The sequence below is a fragment of the Pseudomonas sp. HN11 genome (assembly GCF_021390155.1).
Classification (GTDB): Bacteria; Pseudomonadota; Gammaproteobacteria; order Pseudomonadales; family Pseudomonadaceae; genus Aquipseudomonas.
This window is the reverse complement of sequence record NZ_CP089985.1, coordinates 822,256-849,206: the sequence shown is the minus strand read 5'-3', so window position 1 is coordinate 849,206 and position 26,951 is coordinate 822,256. Positions and strand designations below refer to the sequence as shown.

The 26,951-nt window shown below is 59.7% G+C and carries 26 protein-coding genes; 12 read left to right on the top strand and 14 right to left on the bottom strand.

The window, feature by feature from the left end; all coding sequences use genetic code 11:
• Nucleotides 1-7 precede the first annotated feature (7 nt).
• Both LVW35_RS03795 and pilV read right to left on the bottom strand, forming a co-directional pair.
• A complete protein-coding gene (locus LVW35_RS03795) occupies nucleotides 8-715 on the bottom strand; it encodes a PilW family protein (RefSeq protein ID WP_233893802.1) in 708 nt (235 codons plus the stop codon).
• On the bottom strand, nucleotides 712-1,197 hold the full coding sequence (gene pilV, locus LVW35_RS03790) for a type IV pilus modification protein PilV (RefSeq protein WP_233893801.1): 486 nt from the start codon (nucleotides 1,195-1,197) through the stop codon (nucleotides 712-714). Before pilV ends, LVW35_RS03795 begins: the two co-directional genes overlap by 4 nt.
• A gap of 191 nt (nucleotides 1,198-1,388) precedes the next feature.
• Here pilV and LVW35_RS03785 point away from each other — a divergent pair, with 191 nt between their 5' ends.
• Entirely contained in the window at nucleotides 1,389-1,970 is a 582-nt protein-coding gene (locus LVW35_RS03785; RefSeq protein WP_233893800.1) for a GspH/FimT family pseudopilin, read from the top strand.
• Here LVW35_RS03785 and ispH read toward each other — a convergent pair.
• From ispH to murJ, 6 genes are all read right to left on the bottom strand, one after another.
• Nucleotides 1,924-2,871, bottom strand: a complete 948-nt coding sequence (gene ispH, locus LVW35_RS03780) for a 4-hydroxy-3-methylbut-2-enyl diphosphate reductase (RefSeq protein ID WP_233893798.1) — start codon at nucleotides 2,869-2,871, stop codon at nucleotides 1,924-1,926. The genes LVW35_RS03785 and ispH overlap by 47 nt on opposite strands.
• Before the next feature lie 118 nt (nucleotides 2,872-2,989).
• Nucleotides 2,990-3,427: an FKBP-type peptidyl-prolyl cis-trans isomerase gene (gene fkpB, locus LVW35_RS03775; RefSeq protein ID WP_173390393.1), complete on the bottom strand. Its 438-nt coding sequence runs from the start codon at nucleotides 3,425-3,427 to the stop codon at nucleotides 2,990-2,992.
• 7 nt (nucleotides 3,428-3,434) lie between these two features.
• Nucleotides 3,435-3,947, bottom strand: coding sequence for a signal peptidase II (gene lspA, locus LVW35_RS03770; protein ID WP_233893797.1), 513 nt, complete (start codon nucleotides 3,945-3,947; stop codon nucleotides 3,435-3,437).
• Nucleotides 3,940-6,771 (bottom strand): isoleucine--tRNA ligase, encoded by a 2,832-nt coding sequence (gene ileS, locus LVW35_RS03765; protein ID WP_233893796.1) that lies wholly within the window; start codon nucleotides 6,769-6,771, stop codon nucleotides 3,940-3,942. Before ileS ends, lspA begins: the two co-directional genes overlap by 8 nt.
• 14 nt (nucleotides 6,772-6,785) lie before the next feature.
• Nucleotides 6,786-7,724 carry a bifunctional riboflavin kinase/FAD synthetase gene (gene ribF, locus LVW35_RS03760; RefSeq protein WP_233893795.1) on the bottom strand — a complete coding sequence of 313 codons (939 nt, stop codon included), beginning with the start codon at nucleotides 7,722-7,724 and terminating at the stop codon, nucleotides 6,786-6,788.
• 119 nt (nucleotides 7,725-7,843) lie between these two features.
• A complete protein-coding gene (gene murJ / locus LVW35_RS03755; protein WP_233893794.1) occupies nucleotides 7,844-9,382 on the bottom strand; it encodes a murein biosynthesis integral membrane protein MurJ in 1,539 nt (512 codons plus the stop codon).
• Nucleotides 9,383-9,635: 253 nt separating this feature from the next.
• Here murJ and rpsT point away from each other — a divergent pair, with 253 nt between their 5' ends.
• The gene (gene rpsT / locus LVW35_RS03750; RefSeq protein WP_003188401.1) at nucleotides 9,636-9,914 is read left to right on the top strand and encodes a 30S ribosomal protein S20; all 279 of its coding nucleotides are present in this window, start codon (nucleotides 9,636-9,638) and stop codon (nucleotides 9,912-9,914) included.
• Nucleotides 9,915-10,082: 168 nt separating this feature from the next.
• On the opposite strand, the gene LVW35_RS03745 is transcribed toward rpsT, so the two are convergent.
• Complete coding sequence (locus LVW35_RS03745) at nucleotides 10,083-10,568, bottom strand: FKBP-type peptidyl-prolyl cis-trans isomerase (protein WP_233893793.1); 486 nt, start codon at nucleotides 10,566-10,568, stop codon at nucleotides 10,083-10,085.
• Here LVW35_RS03745 and LVW35_RS03740 point away from each other — a divergent pair.
• From LVW35_RS03740 to LVW35_RS03730, 3 genes are all read left to right on the top strand, one after another.
• A complete protein-coding gene (locus LVW35_RS03740; RefSeq protein WP_033896987.1) occupies nucleotides 10,567-10,857 on the top strand; it encodes a DUF3565 domain-containing protein in 291 nt (96 codons plus the stop codon). The two genes, LVW35_RS03745 and LVW35_RS03740, sit on opposite strands and share 2 nt — an antisense overlap.
• Before the next feature lie 79 nt (nucleotides 10,858-10,936).
• Nucleotides 10,937-13,036, top strand: a complete 2,100-nt coding sequence (gene pta / locus LVW35_RS03735; RefSeq protein ID WP_233893791.1) for a phosphate acetyltransferase — start codon at nucleotides 10,937-10,939, stop codon at nucleotides 13,034-13,036.
• Entirely contained in the window at nucleotides 13,037-13,930 is an 894-nt protein-coding gene (locus LVW35_RS03730; RefSeq protein WP_233893789.1) for an acyltransferase, read from the top strand. It begins immediately after the preceding gene.
• Between the two features lie 81 nt (nucleotides 13,931-14,011).
• On the opposite strand, the gene cysN is transcribed toward LVW35_RS03730, so the two are convergent.
• From cysN to LVW35_RS03715, 3 genes are all read right to left on the bottom strand, one after another.
• Nucleotides 14,012-15,910 carry a sulfate adenylyltransferase subunit CysN gene (gene cysN / locus LVW35_RS03725; RefSeq protein WP_233893788.1) on the bottom strand — a complete coding sequence of 633 codons (1,899 nt, stop codon included), beginning with the start codon at nucleotides 15,908-15,910 and terminating at the stop codon, nucleotides 14,012-14,014.
• A gap of 9 nt (nucleotides 15,911-15,919) precedes the next feature.
• Complete coding sequence (gene cysD, locus LVW35_RS03720; RefSeq protein WP_233893787.1) at nucleotides 15,920-16,837, bottom strand: sulfate adenylyltransferase subunit CysD; 918 nt, start codon at nucleotides 16,835-16,837, stop codon at nucleotides 15,920-15,922.
• Between the two features lie 136 nt (nucleotides 16,838-16,973).
• The gene (locus tag LVW35_RS03715; RefSeq protein WP_233893786.1) at nucleotides 16,974-17,732 is read right to left on the bottom strand and encodes a Nif3-like dinuclear metal center hexameric protein; all 759 of its coding nucleotides are present in this window, start codon (nucleotides 17,730-17,732) and stop codon (nucleotides 16,974-16,976) included.
• A gap of 101 nt (nucleotides 17,733-17,833) precedes the next feature.
• Between LVW35_RS03715 and algW the strand changes: the two genes are divergently transcribed.
• From algW to LVW35_RS03695, 4 genes are all read left to right on the top strand, one after another.
• Nucleotides 17,834-18,988 carry a Do family serine endopeptidase AlgW gene (algW, locus tag LVW35_RS03710; protein ID WP_061435266.1) on the top strand — a complete coding sequence of 385 codons (1,155 nt, stop codon included), beginning with the start codon at nucleotides 17,834-17,836 and terminating at the stop codon, nucleotides 18,986-18,988.
• 112 nt (nucleotides 18,989-19,100) lie between these two features.
• Complete coding sequence (locus LVW35_RS03705) at nucleotides 19,101-21,197, top strand: TonB-dependent siderophore receptor (RefSeq protein WP_233893785.1); 2,097 nt, start codon at nucleotides 19,101-19,103, stop codon at nucleotides 21,195-21,197.
• A gap of 159 nt (nucleotides 21,198-21,356) precedes the next feature.
• A complete protein-coding gene (locus LVW35_RS03700; protein ID WP_233893784.1) occupies nucleotides 21,357-21,632 on the top strand; it encodes a hypothetical protein in 276 nt (91 codons plus the stop codon).
• 190 nt (nucleotides 21,633-21,822) lie between these two features.
• Nucleotides 21,823-22,389, top strand: a complete 567-nt coding sequence (locus LVW35_RS03695; protein ID WP_326489601.1) for a cell filamentation protein Fic — start codon at nucleotides 21,823-21,825, stop codon at nucleotides 22,387-22,389.
• A 135-nt stretch (nucleotides 22,390-22,524) separates the two neighbouring features.
• On the opposite strand, the gene hemH is transcribed toward LVW35_RS03695, so the two are convergent.
• Complete coding sequence (gene hemH / locus LVW35_RS03690; RefSeq protein ID WP_233893783.1) at nucleotides 22,525-23,553, bottom strand: ferrochelatase; 1,029 nt, start codon at nucleotides 23,551-23,553, stop codon at nucleotides 22,525-22,527.
• A gap of 14 nt (nucleotides 23,554-23,567) precedes the next feature.
• A complete protein-coding gene (locus LVW35_RS03685; RefSeq protein ID WP_233893782.1) occupies nucleotides 23,568-24,467 on the bottom strand; it encodes a TIGR01777 family oxidoreductase in 900 nt (299 codons plus the stop codon).
• Between the two features lie 210 nt (nucleotides 24,468-24,677).
• Here LVW35_RS03685 and LVW35_RS03680 point away from each other — a divergent pair, with 210 nt between their 5' ends.
• From LVW35_RS03680 to LVW35_RS03670, 3 genes are all read left to right on the top strand, one after another.
• Complete coding sequence (locus tag LVW35_RS03680) at nucleotides 24,678-25,664, top strand: NAD(P)/FAD-dependent oxidoreductase (RefSeq protein WP_233893781.1); 987 nt, start codon at nucleotides 24,678-24,680, stop codon at nucleotides 25,662-25,664.
• Complete coding sequence (locus tag LVW35_RS03675) at nucleotides 25,661-25,876, top strand: TIGR02450 family Trp-rich protein (protein ID WP_233893780.1); 216 nt, start codon at nucleotides 25,661-25,663, stop codon at nucleotides 25,874-25,876. The genes LVW35_RS03680 and LVW35_RS03675 overlap by 4 nt, the downstream gene beginning before the upstream one ends.
• 113 nt (nucleotides 25,877-25,989) lie before the next feature.
• Nucleotides 25,990-26,949, top strand: a complete 960-nt coding sequence (locus tag LVW35_RS03670) for a YbgA family protein (RefSeq protein WP_233893779.1) — start codon at nucleotides 25,990-25,992, stop codon at nucleotides 26,947-26,949.
• The last annotated feature ends 2 nt before the right edge of the window (nucleotides 26,950-26,951 follow it).

Below are 26,951 nucleotides of genomic sequence, written 5' to 3'. Positions count from 1 at the left end.
GGCGGCCCTACCCCAGACGGTTTCGCAGCGCCGCCACGACGCTGTAGGTTTGATCCTTCACGTGACCGGTCGGGTCTCGCAGCGTCATCCGGATGCGTACGCTGCGTATCAAGGCCAGGTCCGCCGGACTCGCGTCGTAACGCGCCACCTCCGTCGACGAAGGTTTGGCGGCCACGCCAAAGCTGATATCGAAGGCCTGCACGTTATCCACCAGCACGGCCTTGGCAGGGGCCGCAGGCGTGCTGACTTTCAATTGGCCCGCTTCGAAGGTGTAGGTGATCTGGCGCAGTGCAATGCGGATTTGTCCGGGCGCTGGTGCAGGCGCACTGCCGGCGTGCGCCTGGGCGGTTCCTGTGCAGTCGGACAATACCGTCCAGTCGGGCTTGCCACCCTCAAGACCGACATCCGCCGTCACCAGCGACAACGACTTCGCCCCCGCCTCGGCCCTCCAACTGAAAGGCTGATCAAACGCGGGTGGGGCATTGTCGATAAACGCCGTGGCCAAACAGCCAAACATGCCCACCTGGCGAATATCCTGGGTCATCTTGCCCAGCAAGAACCGTGCGTCATCCTGCAGCAACATCGCAGCCTGCTGACTGGCATGGGTCACTCTGGAACTGATCACTACCTGGCTGACCCCAAGCACCAAGACCAACCCCATAGCCAACGCCAGCAGCAACTCCACCAGGCTGAATCCGCGAACAAGAGGCCTCATTGCGCGTTCCTCAATTCATCACCGATGCGGCTGGTCAGGGTGAATGTTTCCCGGGCGCCCGGCCTGTTCGCGCCCCGGCTGTCATCCCAACTGATGCTGACAGTCACCTCGCCAGCACTGACCAACACCGAGCCTTTGGCGCTCGTCCCGGCAAAGCCGAGGATATTGGCCTCGAAATCATGCAGGTCCAGATCGCGCACGCTGGCAGATGCATCGCTGGCCGAGGCACGCTCGGCCCGGCCCCAGGAATAGTCGACAGCAGAATTGGCGCGGATTCGGTCGAGCATGTCGTAGGCAATGAAACTGGCCTGGCTAGTCATCCTGGAGCTGTCGGTGTATTTGAGCGCATTGAGCTGGATGACCGCCGCACCCAGCAGGCCAATGGCGAGGATCAGTACGGCGACGAGCACCTCGATCAGCGTCATTCCAATTTGGTGCCGAGGCGAATCCTTGGGGAAACCAGTGCAGGGGCAGGCAAGCATTACCGTCGTCATCCGTGTCGAGGTCCAAAAAAGCAGGAGAAACCTGCTGTGCGGCCCAAGACTAGCGCCGGTTTTTCGCCTGCGCTGCTTCCGGAACAAAGGGAAATACTTTGGACATGAAGGCCATCATTCAGCGCAACGCACTGGACGCTATAACTAAGGCTGCACCTAATTCCAAGGAGGGAGGACACATGCGCCAACAAGGTTTCACCCTGATAGAACTGCTGCTCGGGCTGATCGTGAGCGGCATCCTGGCTAACTTGGCAACCCCCAGCTTCAAGGGTTTACTGGAATCACAGCAGCGTCACAGCGCAGCGCAATCCTTAGCCGGAGGGCTGCGCTACGCACGCACCGAAGCCATCGCACGCAACCAGGCCGTGGTGATTCATGCGCGGGAAGACGATTGGAGCCAAGGCTGGCGGGTCATTCTGGATGTAAGCGGACGCGGCTACCTGGACGACGATAACCCCGTGCTACTGGAGCACCAGGATAATGGTCGCGTGCCGGTAGTCGGCAACGGGCCGGTCAAGAGCCAGGTGCGCTTCAGCGGGCTGGGTGAGCCGGTGTTTTCAGGGGGTGGTTTTCGTGCCGGCACCGTACATGTGTGCGCCACGGATCAGGCGCAGAGCCTGTATCAGGTCGTACTGGCGCCCAGCGGGCGCATCAGCCTGCGCAGCGACCGTGCCGAGCAAGCGTTGTGCCGGAGCTACTCCGGCACACGGACGCTCAGAGCAGCGAGCGAACCCGCAGCTCCTTGGGCATGGAGAAGGTGATGTTCTCTTCACGGCCAGCTAGTTCATCAGCACCGGTGGCACCCCAGGCATGCAATTGCTGGATAACGCCGCGCACCAGCACTTCCGGGGCCGAAGCGCCGGCCGTGATGCCAATCCGCTCGACGCCATCGAACCAGCTGCGCTGCATGTCTTCGGCGCCATCGATCAGGTACGCCGGGGTCGCCATGCGTTCCGCCAACTCACGCAGACGGTTGGAGTTGGAGCTGTTAGGGCTGCCGACAACCAGGACCACATCGCATTCATCGGCCAATTGCTTGACGGCGTCCTGCCGGTTTTGGGTGGCGTAGCAGATGTCGTCCTTACGTGGCCCGCCAATGGCCGGGAAGCGGCCGCGCAACGCATCGATGACGCGGCTGGTGTCATCCATGGACAAGGTGGTCTGGGTCACGAACGCCAGTCGCTCGGGGTTCTGTACCTGCAGGTTGGCGACGTCTTTTTCGTCTTCCACCAGGTAAATGGCCCCGCCATTGCTGGCGTCGTATTGACCCATGGTGCCTTCGACTTCCGGGTGACCGGCATGGCCGATCAGGATGCACTCTCGTCCGTCACGGCTGTAGCGGGCGACTTCGATGTGTACCTTGGTGACCAGTGGGCAGGTGGCATCGAAGACTTTGAGGCCACGGCCTGCCGCTTCGGTACGCACGGCCTGGGAAACACCGTGGGCGCTGAAGATGACGATGACGTCGTCCGGCACCTGGTCCAGTTCTTCGACAAAGATGGCGCCACGCGCACGCAGGTCTTCGACCACGAATTTGTTGTGAACGACTTCATGGCGCACATAAATCGGCGGCCCGAAGACTTCCAGGGCGCGGTTGACGATTTCGATCGCCCGGTCCACGCCGGCGCAGAAGCCACGGGGGTTGGCGAGTTTGATTTGCATGCTGTGCCTCGTGTCTTGCAGCCACTTGGGTTCAAGCTAGACGCTAACCCACCTGACAGTAGAGATCAAAGATGTGAGCGACGGTGCGACGATTCGACATTTTTAACCGCGTCGTTGATCAGATCGCTTTAACGTCGATGATTTCAACATCAAAGGTCAAGGTTTTACCAGCCAACGGGTGGTTGAAGTCGATGGTTACTTGCGCGTCATCGAAGGTTTTCACCACACCTGGCAGCTCGGTATTCGCCGCATCATTGAAGATCACCAACAAGCCTTCCGACAGGTCCATGTCCTGGAACTGCGAACGCGGGATGATCTGCACGTTTTGCGGGTTGGGCTGGCCAAAGGCGTTTTCCGGCAGGATCTGCAGGGTGCGCTTGTCGCCGGCCTTGAAACCGAATAGGGCCGCTTCAAAACCGGGCAGCAGGTTGCCATCGCCGACCTTGAAGGTGGCTGGGGCTTTGTCGAAGGTGCTGTCGACCGTATCGCCATTCTCCAGGCGCAGTGCGAAATGCAAGGTGACTTCCGTATTCTGGCCGATGCGTTGCTCAGCCAATACCTGATCAGTCATTGACGGTCTCTCCGGTTTTCTTGCTTTTGAACATGTCCAACGCCAGCATGATCGCACCGACGGTGATGGCGCTGTCGGCGAAGTTGAACGCCGGGAAGTAGTGGCGGTTCTGCCAATGCACCAGGATAAAGTCGATCACATGGCCGAGGGCAATGCGGTCGTACAGGTTGCCCAGCGCGCCGCCCAATACCAGGGCCAAGGCAATAGCCAGCCAGGTGTCATCGCGGCCAAGACGCTTGAGCCACACCACCAGCACCGCACTGACCACCACGGCGATCAGGGCGAACAGCCAGCGCTGCCAGCCGCCGCTATCCGCCAAAAAGCTGAAAGCGGCGCCGGTGTTGTAGGCCAGGGTCCAGCTGAAGTAATCCGGGATCACCACGATCTGCTGGAACATCTGCAGGGAGCCTTCGAAATGAGCCTTGCTGACCTGGTCGATGACCAGGACCAGCAGACTCAATACGAGCCAGCCCAGACGTCCGAAACGGCTGGAAGTATTAGGCATAGTGGCGAACCTCACCAGCGCCCGAGATGTTGTCGACACAACGACCACAGATTTCCGGGTGCTCAGGGTTCACGCCGACGTCTTCACGGCAGTGCCAGCAGCGGGCGCACTTAGAGAAGGCCGACTTGACCACTTTGAGCTTGAGGCCCGGCACTTCGGTAGCGACCGCGTCCGCCGGGGCCTGGGCGAATGGCGCCAGGCTCGCGGTGGAGGTGATCAGCACGAAGCGCAGTTCGTTGCTCAGCTTGGCCAGGTCGGCGGTCAGGCCTTCCTCGGCAAACAGGGTGACTTCGGCTTGCAGGTTGCCACCGACAGCCTTGGCCGCGCGTTGCACTTCCAGCTCCTTGTTCACCGCAACCTTCACGGCCATCACGCCTTCCCAGTACTCGCGGCCCAGTTCGAAGTCGGCCGGTAGTTCGGTCAGGCCTTCGTACCAGGTGTTGAGCATCACGGACTCGTTACGCTCGCCCGGCAGGTATTCCCACAGCTCGTCGGCGGTAAAGGCAAGGATCGGCGCGATCCAGCGCACCAGCGCTTCGGAGATATGGAACAGCGCGGTCTGCGCCGAGCGGCGCGCCTTGCTGTTGGCGCCGGTGGTGTACTGGCGGTCCTTGATGATGTCGAGGTAGAAACCACCCAGCTCCTGCACGCAGAAGTTGTGGATCTTCGAGTACACGTTCCAGAAGCGGTATTCGCCGTAGTTTTCCTGCAACTCACGTTGCAGCAACAGGGTACGGTCCACGGCCCAACGGTCTAGGGCGAGCATGTCCTCAGCCGCCAGGATGTCGGTGGCCGGGTTGAAACCGGTCAGGTTCGACAGCAGGAAACGTGCGGTATTGCGGATACGGCGGTAGGCATCGGCGCTGCGGGCCAGGATCTGGTCCGACACGGCGATTTCGCCCGAATAGTCGGTCGACGCAACCCACAGACGCATGATGTCGGCGCCCAGGGTGTCGTTGATCTTTTTCGGCTCGATCACGTTCTTCAGCGACTTGGACATCTTGCGGCCCGTCTCGTCGACGGTAAAACCGTGAGTCAGCAGTTCGCGGTACGGCGCGTGGTTGTCGATGGCGCAACCCGTCAGCAACGACGAGTGGAACCAGCCACGGTGTTGGTCGGAGCCTTCCAGGTACAGGTCGGCACGCGGACCGGTCTCGTGGCCCATCGGGTGCGAGCCGCGCAGCACGTGCCAGTGAGTGGTGCCGGAGTCGAACCACACGTCGAGGGTATCGCTGATCTTGTCGTACTGAGACGCTTCATCGCCCAGCAGTTCGGCGGCGTCCAGCTTGAACCAGGCTTCGATGCCTTCCTGTTCAACGCGTTGGGCCACTTGCTCCATCAGTTCGACGGTACGTGGGTGCAGCTCGCCGCTTTCCTTGTTCAGGAAGAACGGAATCGGAACGCCCCAGTTACGCTGGCGGGAGATGCACCAGTCCGGACGGTTGGCGATCATCGAGTGCAGGCGCGCCTGGCCCCAGGCCGGGACGAACTTAGTATCTTCGATGGCCTTGAGCGAACGGACACGCAGGGTGTCGCCACTGACCGGTTCTTTGTCCATGCCGATGAACCACTGCGCGGTGGCGCGGTAGATCAGCGGGGTCTTGTGGCGCCAGCAGTGCATGTAGCTGTGCTGGATGGTGGCGGTTTGCATCAGCGCACCGACTTCACGCAGCTTTTCGATGATCGCAGGGTCGGCCTTGAAGATGAATTGGCCGCCGAAGAACTCCAGCGAAGGCACGTAAACGCCGTTGCTTTGCACTGGGTTGATGATGTCGTCGTTGACCAAGCCATATTTTTTGCAGATGACAAAGTCGTCCACGCCATAGGCCGGCGAACAGTGAACAATGCCCGTGCCCGAACCCAGTTCGACGTAGTCAGCCAGGTACACCGGCGACAGACGGTCATAGAACGGGTGGCGGAAATTGATCAGCTCCAATGCGGCGCCGGTGGTGGTCGCGATGACCGAACCTTGCAGTTCGTAACGGGCCAGGCAGGCCTCGACCATTTCTTCAGCAAGCACCAGCAGGCGATCACCGACATCCACCAGGGCATAGGTGAATTCCGGGTGCACGTTCAGCGCCTGGTTGGCCGGGATGGTCCATGGGGTGGTGGTCCAGATCACGATGGCGGCCGGCTTGGTCAGCGAAGACAGGCCAAAGGCCTCGGCCAGCTTGGCCTCGTCGGCGATCGGGAAGGCCACGTCGATGGTCGAGGACTTCTTGTCTTCGTACTCGACTTCCGCTTCAGCCAGGGCCGAACCGCAGTCGAAGCACCAGTTCACGGGCTTGAGGCCCTTGAACACGAAACCGCCCTTGACGATCTCGGCCAAGGCGCGGATTTCCCCGGCCTCGTTCTTGAAGCTCATGGTCTTGTACGGGTTGTCCCACTCGCCGAGCACGCCCAGGCGGATGAATTCGGACTTCTGCCCTTCGATCTGCTCGGTGGCGTAGGCACGGCACAATTCGCGGGTTTTATCCGCGCCCAGGTTCTTGCCGTAGGTCACTTCGACTTTGTGTTCGATCGGCAGGCCGTGGCAGTCCCAACCCGGCACGTACGGCGCGTCGAAGCCCGACAGGGTTTTCGAGCGCAGGATCATGTCCTTGAGAATCTTGTTCAGCGCATGACCGATGTGAATCGTGCCGTTGGCATAAGGAGGGCCGTCGTGCAGGACGAATTTCGGACGATCCTTGCCAATCTCGCGCAACTTTCCGTACAGGCCAATACTGTCCCAGCGCTGCAGGATCTGCGGTTCGCGCTGTGGCAGGCCGGCCTTCATTGGGAAGGCGGTGTCCGGAAGGTTTAGCGTGGCTTTATAGTCGGTCATTTAAGGCTCTTCGGTTAGCGATGGGCGCTAGGTGCGGCTAGTGCACGGGCGGCGGCGACATCCGCATTGATCGCCGTTTTCAACGCCTCAAGGGAGGCGAAACGCTGCTCTTCACGCAGCTTCTGGTGGAAAACCACCGTCAAACGCCGGTCATACAAATCACCGGCAAAATCCAAAAGGTGAACTTCCAGGTGGGCCTTGCCATCACCTGCAACCGTAGGCCTGACGCCTATGTTGGCGACTCCCGGCCACGATTGGCCATCAACGTCGACGCTCACCAGGTAAACCCCGGTCAGCGGCACACGACGGCGCTTGAGTTGCACGTTGGCGGTTGGCGTGCCCAATTGGCGCGCCAGCTTCTGGCCGTGCAGGACCCGCCCGGCAATGCGGAACGGGCGACCGAGCAAACGCTCGGCCAAGGCGAAGTCGGCAGCAGCCAGGGCGTTACGTACCTGGGTACTGCTCACGCGCAGGCCGTCCAGTTCGACGGTTTGCGCGGCTTCGACGGTAAAACCCTGGTTGACGCCCGCGTGCTGCAGGAAATCGAAATCCCCGACGCGGTCGCAACCAAAGCGGAAGTCGTCACCGACCTCCAAATGCTGCACGCCCAGGCCATCGACCAAGATACGGTCGACGAATTCGGCGGCGCTCAGGCTTTGCAAACGCTGGTTGAAGGCCAGGCAGAGAACACGATCCACACCCTCCTCAGCCAGCAATTGCAACTTGTCACGCAGGCGGGCCAAGCGAGCCGGCGCGGTCTCGGGAGTAAAATATTCCCGCGGCTGTGGCTCGAAAATCACCACGCAGCTGGGCACGCCCAACTCGACCGCGCGTTCGCGCAGCCGGCCCAGGATAGCCTGGTGGCCACGGTGAACACCGTCAAAGTTGCCAATGGTGGCGACGCAACCCCGATGCTCGGGGCGCAGGTTGTGGAGACCTCGAACCAGCTGCATAACGCGCTTCTTGCTCATAAAGTGGTCGATTATAACCACACCCGGCCCCGGACGACAGGCAACAGCACAGGCCAAATGGATCGAATCGATAAAACAACCGATTTATCGCGGCAAACTCTCTAACCCAGCGACTTGCGATTGAAATCCCGCAGGCGGAAGCCCTGCAGCAGCAACATCCCGAAGTACACCACCACACCGGCGGCGACCAGTACACCAAGACGCATGAAGCGCTCCAGCATATGGCCTTCGTCCCAGGCGGGCATAAAGTGCATCAGGCCGAGCAATACGGCAGACATCATGGCCACCGCCACCAGCAGCTTGAGGGCAAACAGGCCCCAACCTGGCTGCGGCTGGAACATCTGCTGTTTGCGCAGTTGGTAAAACAACAGACCGGCATTGATACATGCGCCGGCACTGATGGCCAGGGCCAGGCCGGCGTGAGCCAGCGGGCCAATAAATACCAGGTTGAGCAATTGCGTGACGATCAACGTGAAAATCGCGATTTTGACCGGCGTACGGATGTTTTGCTGGGCATAGAAGCCGGGGGCCAGCACTTTGATCACGATAATACCGAGCAGACCGACGGAATAAGCGACCAGCGCGTGCTGGGTCATCAACGCGTCATGGGCATCGAATTGGCCGTATTGAAACAGCGACACCGTCAACGGTTCGGCCAGGATCCCCAGCGCCAGGGCGCACGGCAGCACCAGTACAAAGCACAAGCGAAGGCCCCAGTCGAGGATGCGCGAGTATTCCTGCCGGTCCTTGCTGGCGTAGGTGCGCGCCAGCGTCGGCAGCAGAATCGTGCCCAGCGCCACGCCCAGCACGCCGGACGGCAATTCCATCAGGCGGTCGGCGTAGTACATCCACGACACCGAGCCGGACACCAGCAGCGAGGCGAACGCCGTGTTGATGATCAGGGAAATCTGGCTGACGGAAACACCCAGGATCGCCGGCAGCATATTGCGCATCACGCGCCACACGCCCGTGTCCCTGAGGTTCAGGCGCGGCAGCACAAGCATGCCAATTTTTTTCAGGTGCGGCAGTTGGTAGAGCAATTGCGCCAGGCCGCCGGCCAGTACGGCCCAACCCAGGGCCATCACCGGTGGATCGAAGTACGGGGTAAGGAACAGCGCGAAGATGATCATGCTGACGTTCAGCAGGGTCGGCACGAAAGCCGGCACCGAGAAACGGTTCCAGGTATTGAGGATCGCCCCGGCCAGGGATGACAGGGAGATCAGCAATATATAAGGAAAGGTCACTCGCAGCAGATCAGTGGTCAGCGCGAACTTTTCCGGGGTATTGGCAAAACCGGGGGCCGTGGCCCAGATCACCCAGGGGGCAGCGAGCATGCCAAGGACGGTCACCAGCATCAGTACCAGGGTCAACAGGCCCGAGACATAAGCAATAAAGGTGCGGGTGGCTTCCTCGCCCTGCTGGGTCTTGTATTCGGCCAGGATCGGCACGAAGGCCTGGGAAAACGCGCCTTCGGCGAAAATTCGCCGCAGCAGGTTGGGGAGTTTAAACGCAATAAAGAAGGCATCCGTGGCCATGCTGGCGCCGAAAATGCGCGCCAGCAGGGTATCGCGTACAAACCCCAGTACGCGGGAAATCATGGTGATAGAGCTGACGGCGGCCAACGATTTGAGCAGATTCATTGAAAGAGTTTGCGCCTTTAGATAAAGAGCAGGCGAACAACGCGCCTACTTATGCGATACTGCGCGCCTGCAACAGCACAGAGCCAAAGCTCGCGAGTTTACAGGTCAAGCGCCGGAAATAAATCACCCGCCTCTTCAGATCGACCACTCAGCAGTTCGCATCAGCCGCCCTTGACAACCCATCAAGTCATCGGCATGATTCGCGGCCTATTTTGTTTGCTATTTCCTAAAAAGTCTTTCGAGGAGCTCGACGGTGGCCAACACACCTTCCGCCAAAAAACGTGCAAAACAGGCTGAGAAGCGTCGCAGCCACAACGCCAGCCTGCGTTCCATGGTTCGTACCTACATCAAGAATGTAGTTAAAGCCATCGACACCAAAGACGCTGAAAAAGCCCAAGCTGCTTACGTTCTGGCTGTGCCAGTTATCGACCGCATGGCCGATAAAGGCATCATCCACAAGAACAAGGCCGCTCGTCATAAGAGCCGCCTGAATGGCCACATCAAGGCTTTGAGCGTTCCTGCTGCCGCCTAAGTGGTAACAACTGCAACGCAACCCAGGTTGCGAAACAGTTAAGAAATGCCCCGCACCGAAAGGTCCGGGGCATTTTTGTTTGTGTGTGGGATCGCAGTGCATTTTTGCACACAAAAAAACGCCCCGAACCAGTCGGGGCGTTTTTGCTACCTATTGATCAAACCGCAATCAATGGTGATGACCGCCTTCACCGTGGACGTGGCCGTGAGCCACTTCTTCCTGGGAAGCGTCGCGAATGGCAACGATCTTCACTTTGAAGTTCAGGCGCTGGCCAGCCAGTGGGTGGTTGCCGTCGACGGTCACGTCGTCGCCGTCCAGGTCACGGATAGTCACGATCTGCATTTGGCCGTCCGGCGCGGAAGCGTGGAACTGCATGCCCACTTCCAGCTCGTCAACGCCTTCGAACATGCTGCGGCTGAGGGTGCTGACCAGTTCGGCCGAGTACTCGCCGTAGGCATCTTCAGGTTCTACGGCAACGGCCAGCTCATCACCGACGTTCTTGCCTTCCAGTGCCCTCTCCAGGCCTGGGATGATATTACCTGCGCCTTGCAGGTAGACCAGCGGCGCGCCGCCGGCGGAGCTGTCGATGACCTCACCAGCGTCGTTGGTCAGGGTATAGTCGATGGAGACAGCCTTGTTAGCGGCGATCGTCATGGGGCGAGACCTTTTGCATAAGAATGAAGAACGGACAAGTCTAAACAAGGATTTGCCCGAAAGCGAACAGAACCCGGACAGACGGGACCGATCGACGGCATCCTTCATCATCGGGTTCCACCAGGACGACGACCAGCACTGGGTCGCCGAGCTGTCCTGCGGCCACACCCAGCACCTGCGCCACCAGCCACCCTGGCAGTCTCGCGCCTGGGTACTCGACCCTGCGCAACGCCTTGAAAAAATAGGCCAGCCCTTTGCCTGCGGCTGGTGTGCGCAAGCACACGAATAACGATAACCTTGGCGCCTGATTCCCGGTAGATGTTCAACCATAGAACCTCACCGAAGCCATGCACCTTCAGAGAATTCGCATGCAGACTTTTTTTATCGCGCCCACCGATTTTGGTGTGGGTCTGACCTCCATCAGCCTCGGGCTGGTGCGTACGCTGGAGCGGGCTGGACTGAAAGTCGGCTTCTTCAAGCCGATTGCCCAACCGCACCCCGGCGATACCGGTCCAGAGCGTTCCACTGAGCTGGTGGCGCGCACACACGGTCTCAAGCCGCCACAGCCCCTGGGCCTGACCCATGTAGAGCGGATGCTGGGCGACGGCCAGCTCGACGAGCTGCTGGAAGAAATCATCACGCTGTACCAGCAAGCCGCCGTGGGCAAGGACGTATTGATCGTCGAAGGCATGGTGCCCACCCGTAGCGCCAGCTATGCGGCACGGGTCAACCTGCACCTGGCCAAGAGCCTGGATGCGGAAGTGATCCTGGTGTCCGCCCCGGAAAATGAGGTGCTCACCGAGCTCTCCGGCCGCGTGGAATTGCAGGCCCAACTGTTCGGCGGGCCGAAAGACCCGAAAGTGCTCGGCGTGATCCTCAACAAGGTGCGCACCGACGAAAGCATGGAAGCTTTTTCGGCACGTCTCAAGGAGCATTCGCCACTGTTGCGCAGCGGTGATTTCCGCCTGCTCGGCTGCATTCCTTATCAGCCTGAACTCAACGCGCCGCGTACCCGCGACGTGGCCGACCTGATGGGCGCGCAGATCCTCAACGCCGGCGACTACGAAACCCGGCGCATGACCAAGATCATCATCTGCGCCCGCACCATGCGCAACACCGTGGAGCTGCTCAAGCCCGGCGTACTGGTGGTGACGCCCGGCGACCGCGACGACATCATCCTCGCCGTCAGCCTGGCGGCGATCAATGGCGTGCCCCTGGCCGGCCTGTTGCTGACCAGCGACACCCTGCCCGACCCGCGCATCATGGAGTTGTGCCGTGGCGCGTTTCAGGCCGGGCTGCCGGTGCTGTCGGTGAGCACCGGCTCCTACGATACCGCCAACCAGCTCAATAGCCTCAACAAGGAAATTCCAATTGATGACCGCGAACGTGCGGAGATCATCACCGACTTCGTCGCCAGCCATCTCGATGCGCGCTGGCTGCACCAACGCTGCGGCACGCCACGGGAAATGCGCCTGTCACCGGCAGTATTCCGCTATCAGTTGATCCAGCGCGCCCAGGCGGCCAACAAACGCATCGTACTGCCCGAAGGCAGCGAGCCACTGACCGTGCAAGCCGCCGCAATCTGCCAGGCGCGGGGTATTGCCCGCTGCGTGCTGCTGGCCAAGCCGGCGGACGTGGAAGCGGTCGCCCGCGCCCAAGGCATCGAATTGCCCGAAGGCCTGGAGATTCTCGACCCGGACCTGATTCGCCAACGCTATGTCGAGCCGATGGTCGCACTGCGCAAGAGCAAAAGCCTCAACGCGCCGATGGCCGAGCAGCAACTGGAAGACACGGTGGTGATCGCCACCATGATGCTCGCGCTGGATGAAGTGGACGGCCTGGTTTCCGGGGTTATTCACTCCACCGCCAACACCATCCGCCCTGCCCTGCAGTTGATCAAGACCGCACCGGGCTGCACGCTGGTGTCGTCGGTGTTTTTCATGCTGTTCCCCGAGCAGGTGCTGGTGTACGGCGACTGCGTGATGAATCCGCACCCAAGTGCTGCTGAACTGGCAGAGATTGCCCTGCAAAGCGCTGACTCGGCGGCTGCATTCGGTATCACGCCGCGCGTGGCGATGATCAGCTATTCCAGCGGCGACTCGGCCAGCGGTGAGGAAGTGGAAAAAGTCCGTGAAGCCACCCTGCTCGCCCATGAACAGCAAAGTTCGTTGCTGATCGACGGGCCGTTGCAATACGACGCCGCCGCCAATGAAAACGTAGCGCGACAGTTGGCGCCCAACAGCCAGGTCGCCGGCAAGGCCACGGTGTTCGTATTCCCTGACCTCAATACCGGCAACACCACGCACAAGGCCGTGCAGCGCAGCGCCGACTGCGTGAGCCTGGGGCCGATGCTCCAGGGCCTGCGTAAACCGGTCAACGACCTGCCGCGCGGTGCCCAGGTAGACGACATCGTGTACACCATCGCGCTCACCGCGATTCAAGCCGCCAACCGACCAATGGATATCTAAATGCTGGATTTTCTACCTGCCGCCGTGCGCGGGGTGATTGCATCACTGCTGTTGGCGCTGAACACGATCCTGTTGTGTTCGTTCCTGTTTATCGTCGCACTGTTCAAGGCATTGCCCTTTGCCAAGCGCTTCAGCGAATGGCTGATGAACCACACTCATGAGGCCTGGGTCACCAACAACAAGGGCTGGATGAACCTGGTGCGACGTACGCGCTGGCACATCACCGGCCTTGAAGGGCTGGACTATCAGCACTCATACCTGGTGACCAGCAACCACCAGAGCTGGGTTGACATCATGGTGCTGCAATACGTGTTGAACCGTCGGATCCGTCCACTGAAGTTCTTCCTCAAACAGGAGCTGATCTGGGTGCCGGTGATTGGTCTGGCGTGGTGGGCACTGGGCTTCCCGTTCATGAAGCGCTACACCAAGGCCTACCTGGAAAAACACCCGGAGAAGAAAGGCAAGGACCTGGAAACCACCCGCAAGACCTGTGCGAAATTTCGCGACAACCCAGTGGGGATTTTCAACTTTGCCGAAGGCACGCGATTTACCCCAGGCAAACATGCACAGCAGAAGTCGCCTTTTCGCTACCTGCTCAAGCCCAAGGCTGGCGGTATCGCGTTTGTGCTGGATGCCATGGGTGAGCAGTTGAAGTCGCTGGTCAATGTGACCATTTACTACCCTGCCGGCCGCCCTGGATACTGGGACCTGCTGTGCGGGAATGTGCAGGATGTGGTCGTGCAGTTCGAAGAAGTGCAGATCCCGACTGAGTTCATTGGCAAGAATTATGAGCAGGATGGGGAGTACCGGACAGCGTTCCAGGGTTGGATCAACCGGTTGTGGGAAGACAAGGATGTATTACTGGAAAAGCTGCATACCCAGCACCCAGGATAAGGCATGAAAAAGCCCGCCATCATCACTCGATGGCGGGCTTTTTCTTGCAGCTTGCAGCTAAAAGCTTATTGCTGCATCCCCTTAGATCGCGCCGCGCTGACGCAACAGCTCCAGCACTTGCTTGACGCTTTCTTCCAACGACAGAGCCTGGGTGTCGATGACCAGGTCGGCATTCAACGGCACGTCATACGGGAAGGACTCGCCCGGGATGTTATCCCCACCGGCAGCGTACAAGCCTTGCGGATCACGCTCGGCGCACACCAGCGGCGACGCCTGCACGTACACCGTCAGCAGACGGTCGGCACCGATCAGCGCCTTGGCCTGTTCGCGGCCTTCGGCATCCGGCGCAACAAATGCAGCCAGGGTCAGCAGGCCCGCTTCGTTGAATTGACGCGCCACATGCGCGGCACGACGCCAGTTCTCGGTGCGGCCGGCACGGTCCTGCGGCAGGCCCTTGTTCAGGTCGTGACGCAGGTTCTGGCCATCCAGCACGAACACCGCACGGCCCATGTCGAACAGCTTGCGCTCGACTGCATAGGCCAAGGTGCTCTTGCCAGCGCCAGACAAGCCGCTGAACAACACGGTGGCCGGTTGCTGGCCGAAGCGCAGCGCGCGCTCTTCGGTAGCAACATGAGCCAGCTTGCCGTGCTGTGCCGAGCTGCCGTGGGTGAGCGGCGGCGCGATGATCATGCCCGCAGCCACAGTACCGTTGGTCAAACGATCGATAACGATAAATGCACCGATGGTGCGGTTACTGTCGTAACCGTCCAGGGCGATGGCGGCGTCGAGGCTGACCTTGACCCGACCAATCTCGTTCAGTTGCAGCGAACTCGCCGGACCTTCGTCCAGGGTGTTCACGTCCACGCGGTGCACGATGCTGGTGATGGAACCCGGCACGTAGCTGGTGGCACGCTTGATGTCGTATTTCTTGCCCGGCAGCATCGGTTCTTCGGCCATCCACACCAGCATGGCGTCGAACGCGTCGGTCACTTGCGGCACGTTGTCGGCGTGTACCAGCAGGTCACCACGGGAGATGTCGATCTCGTCTTCCATGGTCAGGGTCACGGCCTGGCCTGGGCCGGCGTGCTCCAGTTCACCTTCAAAGGTGACGATGGATTTGACGCGGCTGCTCTTGCCCGACGGCAACACCACGACTTCGTCGCCCTTGTGCACGATGCCGCTGGCCAGGGTGCCGGCGAAACCACGGAAGTTCAGGTTCGGACGGTTGACATACTGCACCGGGAAACGCAGGTCGGTGTAGTTGCGGTCGTTGGCGATCTCGACCGTTTCCAGGATTTCCATCAGCGACTGCCCGGTGTACCAGGCCGAACGCTCGCTCTTGTTCACCACGTTGTCGCCCTTGAGCGCCGACATCGGCACAAAGGCCAAGGTGCTTGGCTTGAAGGCGATACCATCGGCGAACTTCAGGTAATCGGCCTTGATCTGCTCGAATACGCTCTGGTCGAAGCCATTGATGTCCATCTTGTTGACGGCCACCACGATGTGCTTGATGCCCAGCAACGAGGCGATGAAGCTGTGGCGACGGGTCTGGGTCTGCACGCCATAGCGTGCGTCGATCAGGATAATCGCCAGGTCACAGGTGGACGCACCGGTGGCCATGTTGCGGGTGTACTGCTCATGGCCGGGGGTATCGGCGATGATGAATTTGCGTTTGGCGGTGGAGAAGTAGCGGTAGGCCACATCGATGGTAATGCCCTGCTCACGCTCGGCCTGCAGGCCGTCGACCAGCAAGGCCAGGTCGATATCGTCGCCGGTAGTACCGGACTTCTTCGAATCGCGGGTGATGGCTTCCAGGTGATCTTCATAGATCATCTTGGAGTCGTGCAGCAGGCGCCCGATCAGGGTGCTCTTGCCGTCGTCGACGTTGCCGCAGGTCAGGAAGCGCAACATTTCCTTGCGCTCGTGCTGGCCCAGGTAGGCGAGGATGTCCTCGCTGATCAAATCAGATTGATGCGACATGACAGCCCCTTAGAAATAGCCTTGACGTTTTTTATCTTCCATCGAGCCTGCACCATCGTGGTCGATGACACGGCCCTGGCGCTCGGAAGTTCGCGTCAGGAGCATTTCCTGAATGATGTCCGTCAGCGTCTCGGCTTCGGACTCCACCGCGCCCGTCAACGGGTAGCAGCCAAGGGTACGGAAACGTACTTTCTTTTTGACGATTCGGGCTTTGTCTTCGTCGGACAAGTGCTCGAGGATGCGGTCGTCGTCGATCATGATCAACGTGCCGTTCTTCTCGATCACTTTGCGTTCGGCGGCGAAGTACAGCGGCACGATCGGGATGCCTTCGAGGTAGATGTACTGCCAGATGTCCAGCTCGGTCCAGTTGGACAGCGGGAACACGCGGATGGACTCACCCTTGTTGACGTTGCCGTTGTAGACGTTCCACAGCTCGGGACGCTGGTTTTTCGGGTCCCAGCGGTGCTTGCTGTCGCGGAATGAGTACACGCGCTCTTTGGCGCGGGATTTCTCTTCATCGCGACGGGCGCCGCCAAAGGCCGCGTCGAAACCATGCTTGTCCAGGGCCTGTTTGAGGCCTTCGGTCTTCATGATGTCGGTGTGCTTGGCGCTGCCGTGGGTGAACGGGTTGATGCCCTGCGCCACACCGTCCGGGTTGACGTGGGTGATCAGGTCCAGACCAAGCTCTTCGACCATCTTGTCGCGGAACTTGTACATCTCCTGGAATTTCCAGCGGGTGTCGACGTGCATCACCGGGAACGGCAGTTTGCCCGGGAAGAAGGCCTTGCGTGCCAGATGCAGCATCACGGCGGAGTCTTTACCGATCGAGTAGAGCATCACCGGGTTGTCGAACTCGGCGACGACCTCGCGGATGATGTGGATGCTTTCCGCCTCCAGCTGTTTCAGATGCGTCAGTTTGTCGACCATGGTTACTCACGGAAAAACGATCTTATGGACGGCCAGCGGGCCGTGTTCGAGCGGGGCATGCTAGCACAGCATCTGCTTCTATTCAGGAAGCCATCTAGATCGAAACGGTATATGAATATACCCCCAGGTTTGGCCCTCAAATAGGGTTGGGGCAATCGATGAACAGATGCTCCAGGGCGAAACGTCGCGCCAAGTAATCGCCCAAGGCCTGTACGCCATAACGCTCGGTGGCGTGGTGGCCGGCGGCGATGAAGCTGATGTCGTTTTCGCGGGCGCTGTGGAAGGTTTGCTCGGAGGCTTCGCCGCTCAGGTACAGGTCGACGCCGGCGGCAATCGCCTGGTCGATGTAGCCCTGGCCACCGCCAGTGCACCAGCCGACGCGGCGAATCATCTCGCTGCCTTCGATCAGCAGCGGTTCGCGGCCCATGACTTCCTGCACACGGCGGGCAAAATCACGGGGTGACAGGGGCTCGGCAAGGGAGCCGACCAAGCCGACGATCTTGGGGTTGCTCGGGTCCAGCGGGCCTTCGACCGTAATATCCAGCTGACGGGCGAGCTGCGCGTTATTGCCGACGTCGGGGTGCAGATCCAGCGGTAGATGGTAGGCGAGCAGGCTGATGTCGTGCTTGAGCAAGGTCTTGAGACGGCGCTGTTTCATGCCGGTAATGCAAGGGTTTTCGCCCTTCCAGAAATAGCCGTGGTGCACCAGGATCAGATCGGCCTGGGCTTCGACGGCCGCGTCCAGCAGAGCCTGGCTGGCGGTCACGCCGCTGACGATGCGCATCACCTGCGGGCGCCCCTCGACCTGCAGGCCATTGGGGCAATAATCGGCAATTTTTGCGCTGCCGAGGTAGCGGTCCGCTTCCTCGACGAGGGTGGTAAGGGGGACGGCCATAAAAGACTCCTAAATATCCCGTTCGCAGGCGTCACAGCCTCGTATAATGCGCGACATTATGGGCGCTCTCTCGCCCCCTGCAACCTGTCAGGACTTACTTGATGCTCAAGGCGCTGCGTTTTTTTGGATGGCCATTGCTGGCTGGCGTGCTGATCGCGATGCTGATTATTCAGCGTTATCCCGAGCTGGTGGGCCTACCCAGCCTGGATGTGAACCTGCAACAGGCGCCGCAGACGAGCGCGGTGGTGCAAGGCCCGGTAACTTATGCCGACGCAGTCACCATCGCCGCCCCTGCGGTGGTCAACCTGTATACCACCAAGGTCATCAACAAACCGGCGCACCCGTTGTTTGAAGACCCGCAGTTTCGCCGCTATTTCGGCGACAACGGGCCCAAGCAGCGGCGCATGGAGTCCAGCCTGGGTTCGGGCGTGATCATGAGCCCCGAAGGTTACATTCTCACCAACAACCACGTGACCACCGGTGCCGACCAGATCGTGGTGGCCCTGCGTGACGGCCGTGAAACCCTGGCCCGTGTGGTGGGCAGCGACCCGGAAACCGACCTCGCGGTACTCAAGATCGATTTGAAGAGCCTGCCTTCCATTACCCTCGGCCGTTCCGATGGTTTGCGCGTAGGTGACGTAGCACTCGCTATCGGCAACCCGTTCGGCGTGGGTCAGACGGTGACCATGGGCATCATCAGCGCCACCGGGCGTAATCAATTAGGCCTCAACAGCTACGAAGACTTCATCCAGACCGACGCGGCGATCAACCCGGGTAACTCAGGCGGTGCGCTGGTGGATGCAAACGGCAACCTGACCGGTATCAACACGGCGATTTTCTCCAAGTCCGGCGGCTCACAAGGCATCGGTTTTGCGATCCCGGTGAAGCTGGCGATGGAGGTGATGAAATCGATCATCGAGCACGGCCAGGTGATTCGTGGTTGGCTGGGGATTGAAGTACAGCCGTTGACCAAAGAGTTGGCCGAATCGTTTGGCTTGACCGGACGCCCAGGCATCGTGGTCGCCGGAATATTCCGCGATGGCCCGGCGCAGAAAGCCGGCCTCCAATTGGGCGATGTGATCCTTAGCATCAATGGCGAACCGGCGGGTGATGGCCGCAAGTCGATGAACCAGGTGGCGCGTATCAAGCCGACCGACAAGGTGGCGATCCAGGTGATGCGCAACGGCAAGGAGATCAAGCTGCTGGCGGAAATCGGACTGCGTCCACCGCCAGCGCCGATCAAAGAAGAGGAATAAGTCGCGTCATGCAGGTGCCCGTTCGCGGGCACCTGTAAGCTGATATTTCAAAGCAATTCATTCTCATCAGTCATGTTATATTGTTTCAATATCGCTATTGGAACGCTCTATCATGCCGTCTCGAAAAATTGCCCCCTTGGCTGGCCTGGCCTTGGGTTTGCTGCTCGACCCCGCCTACGCCGAAGAAAACACCCTGGAACTCGACACCATCAGTGTCACCACCGACGCCTATGAATCCGCTACCGGGCCAGTCGAAGGCTACCGCGCCACCCGTTCGGCCAGCGCGACAAAAACCGACACTGCGATTCGTGACATCCCACAATCCATCAGCGTAATTCCTGCCACGGTGCTCAAGGACCTGGGCAGCACCAACGTGGAGCGCGCCCTGGAATTTGCCGGCGGCGTGTCCAAGCAAAACAACTTTGGCGGCCTGACACTTTACGAATACAGTGTGCGCGGCTTCACCACGTCGGAGTTCTATCAGGACGGTTTCAGCGCCAACCGTGGCTACCCGAGCACACCGGACACGGCCAATATCGAACGCATTGAAGTACTCAAGGGGCCCGCCGCCAGCCTGTACGGCCGTGGCGATCCCGGCGGCACGGTGAACATCGTCACCAAGAAGCCCCAACCCGAAGCCTTCACCACCCTGCAAACCAGCGCCGGCAGTTGGGACCGCTATCGCACCGCCGTGGACGTCAACACCCCGCTGGACAGTGAAGGCAAGGTGCTGACTCGGGTCAACCTGGCGGTGGAAGACAACCACAGCTTCCGCGATCACGTGCAGAGCAAGCGAGTATTTGTCGCGCCCTCGTTCAGTTGGCAGCTGGACCCAGACACCAGCCTGCTGTTGGAAAGCGAATTCGTCCGCCACAGCTCCACCTTCGACCGAGGCATCGTCGACGCCCCCGGCGTATCGCGCTCCACCTTCCTCGGCGAACCCAACGACGGCGATATCGACAACCACAACAACCGTATCCAGGCCACCCTCGAACACCACCTCAACGACGCCTGGAAACTGCGCCTGGCCAGCCACTACAAACAAGGCAGCTTGTGGGGCGACGCCTCGGAAAACCGCGCATTGAACGCCGACGGCCAGACGATCAACCGCCGCTACCGCGAACGCTCAATGGGTTGGCACGACAGCATCACCCAGCTAGAACTGCGCGGCCTGTTCGACATCGGCAGCTGGCAGCACGAATTGCTGATCGGCACCGAATACGAAGATTACCGAAAGAAGGAACGCGTGACTGCTATCGACGGCAGCCCCTACGCCATCGATATCTACAACCCGGTCTACGGCCAGCCCAAACCCAACGGCACGCGCTCCGGCACCGATTTCTTCGAACAGACCAAGAGTCACGCGCTGAACCTGCAAGACCAGATCATCTTCACCGACCGCCTGCGCGGCATGGTCGGTGCACGCTTCGAGCATTTCGAGCAGAACATCGACGACTTCACCCGCAGCCAGGCCAAGAGCAAGCAGACCCATGACGCCTTTACCCAACGCGCCGGCCTGCTCTACCAGCTAACGCCCGAAGTCGGCGTATTCGCCAACGCCTCCACCTCGTTCAAACCCAACAGCGGTCTGGACGCCAACAACAAATCCTTCAAGCCCGAAGAAGGCGTGGGCTATGAAGTGGGGATCAAGAGCGAGCTGTTCGACGACCGCCTCAGCGCCACCCTCGCCGCCTTCCATATAGAAAAGGAAAACGTGCTGACGCTGGATCCGGCCACCAACCTCAACCGCGCCGTGGGCAAAGCACGCAGCCAGGGTTTCGACCTGCAACTGACCGGGCAAGTGACCGATGCCGTACGGGTGATTGGCGCATTTGCCTACATCGACGCCGAAGTGACCAAAGGCGATAAAGCCATTCCCGCGGGCAGCCGCATCCTTGGCGTGGCCAAGCGCAGCGGCAGTTTGTTGGGGGTGTATGAGTTTCGGGAGGGTGCGTTGCGCGGCTCAGACCTTGGCGCGGCGTTCACCTATGTGGGCGATCGTTCCGGTGAAGCCGGCACGCAATTCGAGCTGCCGGCCTACCACACCGTTGATCTGCTGGCCCATTACAAGGCAACGGAAAACGTCACCGTGGGCCTGAACCTCAACAACCTGTTTGATGAGAAGTACTACGAGCGGTCCTACAGTAACTATTGGATCAATCCGGGTGAGCCGCGCAATCTCACGGTCAGCCTGACCCTAAATCTGTAACACGGTAAAAATGCAGAAGCTGGCGTATACCTGCGTGTATCGTCCACTCATGCCGATGGAAAACACGACTTGATCGTCCCGTCGGCATGTACGCCTATCAACGTACAATTTTTTTTGTAGTACGGTACAATAAGACTGTACACCGTAGGAGGGCCGCCAATGACCAAACCAGCCACTAAAAGCGTCGCCAGTGAAGTCCGCCAGCTAGCCAGAACTCACAAAGTGACCTCTGAGCGAGATAGTGTCAGCCGCATGGCCGCGTGTATCACCTCTCTATCAGGGGATACGGTCGTTCTTGATTCGGTTGAGCAGCTCCTGGTTAATTTGAAGCGCAAAGGCGTAATGAGCACTTCTGATCTACTCGCCATGCAGGTGCGCTACCTGACAGAGAAGAGCGCGGGCGAGCGCAGGGCGAAGAAGAAGCTTCACGCGTGAGATTCGACCCCTTCGGCGACTTTGAGACCGCAGGTTATCTGCGAAATATCTATCAGCTCACTGATCTCAATATCGTGAAGCGACTCGAACACTCCTCGTTCGAATCCAATATCGAGCAAGCTCTTGCCTACTTGGCAGATTGGCAGACGCCGAAACCATCGATTACACATCCATCCTGACGGTCCATCAAATGCTCTTCATGAGCATCTACCCTTGGGCCGGCCAAGATCGAATGGTCGTTACACCTGAGCTTCGCATCACGAAGGGCCGCAAAGGCGAGCCAGGCTATACCGAGTTCGCTGACGCGGAAGACATCCGGCTAGCGGCTGAGTACGCAATAGGTCTAGCCGGTAAATATGCTCGCTTTCGGGATCGACCAGGCGAGGTCATGGGCGCCCTCGCCCTGGCGCACCCCTTCCTCGATGGCAATGGCAGAACTATTCTTCTCATTTATACAGAGCTTTGCCACCGAGCAGGCTTCAGCATTAACTGGGGTCATACCACCAAGGATGACTATCTTGCTGCGCTAAGTGCTGAGATTCTTGACCCTAGGAAACAGCTACTTGATGCCTACCTTAAACCTCACGTGGTCAACGCTGTGAGCCGCAAGGACTGGCCTGCTCTGATTGGCGGAATCCAAGGCCTGGATGGCCTCGATAAAGAGGATCTGGTTTATCAAAAGATCGATGGTTCAGAACCTAAACTGCAGTATCGAGGCTACCTGGCAGAGGCCGTTGGTCGAGCCAATGAGTCGTAATGGGCTTTGGGCTAGGCTGCATGTGACCTGACGTAAGGTCAAAACCAATAGCCACCATTGATTCTGAGAAGGGTTGGTATTCAGACGGATTCGACATCCTCATCACGGATAAATAACCCTCGCGACCAAGCACATTCAAGTTAAAACGACAGGTGCCCTTTCGCACAGAGTGTTCAACGCCTTCGCCCACTGCAGATCATCATTCAGGCACGGCACCAGTACCAATTCCTCTCCCCCGGCCTCGCGGAACTGCTCCAGGCCGCGATCGCCGATCTCCTCCAACGTCTCGATGCAATCGGCAACAAACGCCGGGCACATCACCAGCAGCTTTTTCACGCCTTGCTGGGCCAACGCCTCCAGGCGCGCTTCGGTGTAGGGTTCGATCCATTTGGCGCGGCCCAGGCGCGACTGGAACGCCACCGACCATTTATCTTCCGGCAAGCCCAGGCGTGCAGCAAGATCACGGGCGACGCTGAAGCATTGCGCGCGATAGCAGGTCTTAAGCACTTCGGCGGACGCGTTCTTGCAGCAGTCGGCATCCTTGAAGCAATGCTGGCCTGTCGGGTCGAGTTTGGTCAGGTGGCGCTCAGGCAAGCCGTGGAAACTCAGCAACAGGTGGTCGTAATCCTGCTCCACATAAGAGCGGACACTCGCCGCGAGGGCATCAAGGTATTCCGGCTGGTCGTAGAACGGCTGCAAGATCGAGAATTGCACGCTCAGCTTCTTATCGCGCACGACCCGCTTGGCCTCTTCAATCACCGTGGTCACGGTGCTGTCGGCGAACTGCGGATACAACGGCGCCAGGGTGACTTTGCGAATGCCCTGGGCGGCGAGGCGGGTCAGCACGTTTTCAATGGACGGCTCGCCGTAGCGCATCGCCAACTCCACCGGGCCTTGAGTCCACTGTGAGGTCATCTGCTGCTGTAAACGGCGGCTGAGCACCACCAACGGCGAACCCTCGTCCCACCAGATCGAGGCGTAGGCGTGGGCCGACTGCTCGGGGCGCTTGATCAGGATCAGCGAAACCAACAAGCGTCGCACCGGCCACGGCAAGTCGATCACATAAGGGTCCATCAGGAACTGATTGAGGTAGCTGCGCACATCGGCCACCGAAGTGGACGCTGGTGAGCCAAGGTTGACCAGTAACAACGCGTGATCCGTCATGCAACATCCTATCTCTAGAGGCGGCTGGACAAGTCGTCCAGAGCCGCGCGCAACTCAGTGAACTGGAAAGTGAAACCGGCGGCCAGCAGCCGTTCGGGCACCGCTTTCTGCCCCCCCAGCAACAGGCCGGACAACTCGCCCAGGCCCACCTTCAACGCAAAGGCCGGCATCGGCATAAACGCCGGACGGTGCAACACCTGGCCCAGGGTTTTCGCAAACTCGCGATTGCGTACCGGGTGCGGTGCGCAGGCATTATAAGGACCGCTGGTGTCAGGCTGCTGTAGAAGAAAATCAATCACGGCGATTTGATCCTTGATATGCACCCACGGCATCCACTGGCGACCATTGCCGATAGGCCCGCCCAGCGCCAGTTTGAACGGCAGCAACAGCCGCGACAAAAAGCCGCCTTCGGCTGCCAGCACCAGGCCGGTACGCACCAATACAACGCGAATACCCAGGGCCTCGGCGCGCTGAGCGGTTTCCTCCCAGGCGATACACAACTGGCTGGGAAAATCGTCTTGCACCGGGCCGCTGGCCTCGGTCAGTTCGCGCTCGCCGCCATCGCCATACCAGCCCACGGCCGAACCGGAAATCAACACCGCCGGTTTTTGCGCAAGGCCCTCAAGCCATGTCAGCAAGGTTTCAGTCAGACCGATGCGGCTGCTCCACAACAATGCCTTGCGCTTGTGGGTCCAGGGACGATCCGCGATAGGTGCACCAGCAAGATTAATGACCGCATCCACCGGGCCGACAACCTGTTGCAGGTGGTCGACGCCTGACACCTGCGCGCCGCACAGCCTGGTAACCTGATCCGGATGACGACTCCATACGGTCAGGCGATGGCCCTGCGCAAGCCAATTCCGGCAGAGTTGGCGGCCGATCAAACCAGTACCACCGGTCAGCAAAATATGCATGGGACGCTCCTCATGTAACGTTCGCCGCCGATCACTGGTCTATTTTATAAGCAGGGATCAATTTAATCGGACGGAACATTGGTTCAAGCCTTCGCTTTAACCATAGGTCACGCCGTAAGAACAGGTAAGCCAAAACTTATACCAAAAAACAATATTGTACAGATATTAGTGTCGGCGTAGTCTGTACCCAACGGTAAAACGAGGCCTCCCATGACTGTTCCCATCGCGATCATCGGCACCGGCATCGCCGGTCTCTCCGCCGCCCGAGCGTTACGAGACGCGGGGCACGTTGTACTACTCTTCGATAAAAGCCGCGGCAGTGGCGGCCGCATGTCCAGCAAGCGCAGCGATGCCGGCTCTCTGGACATGGGCGCGCAATATTTCACCGCCCGCGACCGGCGCTTCGTCAACGAAGTGCAGCGCTGGCAAAGCAATGGCTGGGCCGAACAATGGAAGCCCCAGCTGTACAATTTCAAGTCCGGCCAGCTCACACCCTCCCCCGATGAACAGATCCGCTGGGTCGGCACGCCACGCATGAGCGCGATCACCCGCGCCCTGCTTGATGACCTGCCGGTGGAGTTCGGTTGCCGCATCACCGATGTATTCCAAGGGAAGCAACACTGGAACCTGCTGGATGCCGACGGCGAAAACCACGGCCCGTTCAGCCACGTGATCATCGCCACGCCAGCGCCCCAGGCCACCGCCCTGTTGGCGGCCGCGCCAAAGCTGGCCAGTGCCGCCGCTGGCGTGAAAATGGACCCGACCTGGGCCATTGCCCTGGCGTTCGACAAGCCCCTGGATACGCCGATGGAGGGCTGTTTCGTCCAAGACAGCCCCCTCGATTGGCTGGCGCGCAACCGCAGCAAACCGGGACGTGACACCGCCCTCGACACCTGGGTGCTGCACGCCACCAGCGCATGGAGCAGGGCCCATCTGGACCTGTCCAAAGAAGCGGTAATCGAGCATCTGCACGGCGCCTTCGCCGAACTGCTGCACAGCGCCATGCCCGCGCCATCGTTCAGCCTGGCGCACCGCTGGCTTTATGCGCGCCCATCCAGCAGCCATGAATTCGGCGTGCTCGCTGACGCTGATCTGGGCCTGTACGTGTGTGGCGACTGGTGCCTGTCGGGCCGAGTTGAAGGTGCATGGCTCAGTGGCCAGGAAGCCGCGCGACGCTTGATCGAACACCTGCAATGAACCGCATCAATCCCGCAAAATTGCTGCTGTCGAAGTGGACAGCAGCTCATCCTCGCAACAAAGAAAAACACTTTTTGGTCACCGAGCTGTTTCGGGACGAAGAAGGCATCGTGCTGGAAATCGAACTTCAAGCCGTCATGACCCGACGCGCCGCGCGCTTCGCCTGGCAGTCGCTGCAAGACGCCGACACCTGGAAAATGGGCTGGAAATAACTCACCTGCAAAAAACTTGTACAAAAAAATTGACTTGTACAGCACTGAATCTATGATGAGATTTAGTTGTACAAAATTTCTATTTTGTACAGGAATATTGCAGAGGTTCGTTTATGTCCAGCACCACCAAACCGAAGATCGCCATCAGCGCCTGCCTGCTGGGCGAGAATGTGCGTTTCAACGGCGGCCATAAACAATCCCTGCTGTGCAGCCAGACCCTCGCCGACTATTTCGACTTCGTGCCGTTGTGCCCCGAGGTGGCTATCGGGCTCGGCATACCACGCGAGCCGATCCGCCTGGTGGGCGACCCTGCTCACCCGCAAGCCGTTGGCACGCTGCACCGCGAGCTGAACGTCACTCAGCCACTGAACAACTACGGCCAGCAGATGGCATCGGAACATACCGACCTGTGCGGCTACATCTTCATGCAGAAGTCACCGTCATGCGGCTTGGAGCGGGTCAAGGTCTACCGCGACAACGGCACCCCGGTCGACGGCGGCGGGCGCGGTATCTACGCCCAGGCATTTTGCGCACGCCACCCTAACCTGCCAGTTGAAGAAGACGGTCGGCTGAATGATCCGGTGTTGCGGGAAAACTTCCTGACCCGCGTGTTCGTCTACGCCGACTGGCAACAGCTGCTGGTCGAAGGACTGACCCGCCACCGCTTGTTGGCCTTCCATTCACGTTACAAATACTTGTTGATGGCCCACAGCCCCGCGCATTACAAACGTCTCGGGCAGCTGCTGGGCAGCATGACCAAGGATGCCAACCTTGACGAATTGGCCAGTTGCTATTTCAGCGACCTGATGACCGGCCTCACACGCTGCGCCACCCGTGGCACCCACACCAACGTGCTGCAACACATCAGCGGTTATCTCAAACAAGTCATCAGCGCCGACGACAAACAGGAAATGCAGACCGTTATTGGCCAATACCGTCACGGTGTCGTGCCGCTGGTGGTGCCGCTGACCCTGCTAAAGCACCACTTTCGCCAACACCCGGACCGCTACATCGCGCAACAGGCGTACCTGCAACCGCATCCGGAAAATCTCAGTCTGCGAAATGCGATCTAGAC

Coding starts and splice junctions, on each gene's coding strand:
- LVW35_RS03795 (WP_233893802.1), bottom strand. CDS start 715: ATGAGGCCTCTTGTTCGCGGATTCAGCCTGGTGGAGTTGCTGCTGGCG.
- pilV (WP_233893801.1), bottom strand. CDS start 1,197: ATGCTTGCCTGCCCCTGCACTGGTTTCCCCAAGGATTCGCCTCGGCAC.
- LVW35_RS03785 (WP_233893800.1), top strand. CDS start 1,389: ATGCGCCAACAAGGTTTCACCCTGATAGAACTGCTGCTCGGGCTGATC.
- ispH (WP_233893798.1), bottom strand. CDS start 2,871: ATGCAAATCAAACTCGCCAACCCCCGTGGCTTCTGCGCCGGCGTGGAC.
- lspA (WP_233893797.1), bottom strand. CDS start 3,947: ATGCCTAATACTTCCAGCCGTTTCGGACGTCTGGGCTGGCTCGTATTG.
- ileS (WP_233893796.1), bottom strand. CDS start 6,771: ATGACCGACTATAAAGCCACGCTAAACCTTCCGGACACCGCCTTCCCA.
- ribF (WP_233893795.1), bottom strand. CDS start 7,724: ATGCAGCTGGTTCGAGGTCTCCACAACCTGCGCCCCGAGCATCGGGGT.
- murJ (WP_233893794.1), bottom strand. CDS start 9,382: ATGAATCTGCTCAAATCGTTGGCCGCCGTCAGCTCTATCACCATGATT.
- LVW35_RS03740 (WP_033896987.1), top strand. CDS start 10,567: ATGGGGCGAGACCTTTTGCATAAGAATGAAGAACGGACAAGTCTAAAC.
- LVW35_RS03745 (WP_233893793.1), bottom strand. CDS start 10,568: ATGACGATCGCCGCTAACAAGGCTGTCTCCATCGACTATACCCTGACC.
- pta (WP_233893791.1), top strand. CDS start 10,937: ATGCAGACTTTTTTTATCGCGCCCACCGATTTTGGTGTGGGTCTGACC.
- LVW35_RS03730 (WP_233893789.1), top strand. CDS start 13,037: ATGCTGGATTTTCTACCTGCCGCCGTGCGCGGGGTGATTGCATCACTG.
- cysN (WP_233893788.1), bottom strand. CDS start 15,910: ATGTCGCATCAATCTGATTTGATCAGCGAGGACATCCTCGCCTACCTG.
- cysD (WP_233893787.1), bottom strand. CDS start 16,837: ATGGTCGACAAACTGACGCATCTGAAACAGCTGGAGGCGGAAAGCATC.
- LVW35_RS03715 (WP_233893786.1), bottom strand. CDS start 17,732: ATGGCCGTCCCCCTTACCACCCTCGTCGAGGAAGCGGACCGCTACCTC.
- algW (WP_061435266.1), top strand. CDS start 17,834: ATGCTCAAGGCGCTGCGTTTTTTTGGATGGCCATTGCTGGCTGGCGTG.
- LVW35_RS03705 (WP_233893785.1), top strand. CDS start 19,101: ATGCCGTCTCGAAAAATTGCCCCCTTGGCTGGCCTGGCCTTGGGTTTG.
- LVW35_RS03700 (WP_233893784.1), top strand. CDS start 21,357: ATGACCAAACCAGCCACTAAAAGCGTCGCCAGTGAAGTCCGCCAGCTA.
- LVW35_RS03695 (WP_326489601.1), top strand. CDS start 21,823: ATGCTCTTCATGAGCATCTACCCTTGGGCCGGCCAAGATCGAATGGTC.
- hemH (WP_233893783.1), bottom strand. CDS start 23,553: ATGACGGATCACGCGTTGTTACTGGTCAACCTTGGCTCACCAGCGTCC.
- LVW35_RS03685 (WP_233893782.1), bottom strand. CDS start 24,467: ATGCATATTTTGCTGACCGGTGGTACTGGTTTGATCGGCCGCCAACTC.
- LVW35_RS03680 (WP_233893781.1), top strand. CDS start 24,678: ATGACTGTTCCCATCGCGATCATCGGCACCGGCATCGCCGGTCTCTCC.
- LVW35_RS03675 (WP_233893780.1), top strand. CDS start 25,661: ATGAACCGCATCAATCCCGCAAAATTGCTGCTGTCGAAGTGGACAGCA.
- LVW35_RS03670 (WP_233893779.1), top strand. CDS start 25,990: ATGTCCAGCACCACCAAACCGAAGATCGCCATCAGCGCCTGCCTGCTG.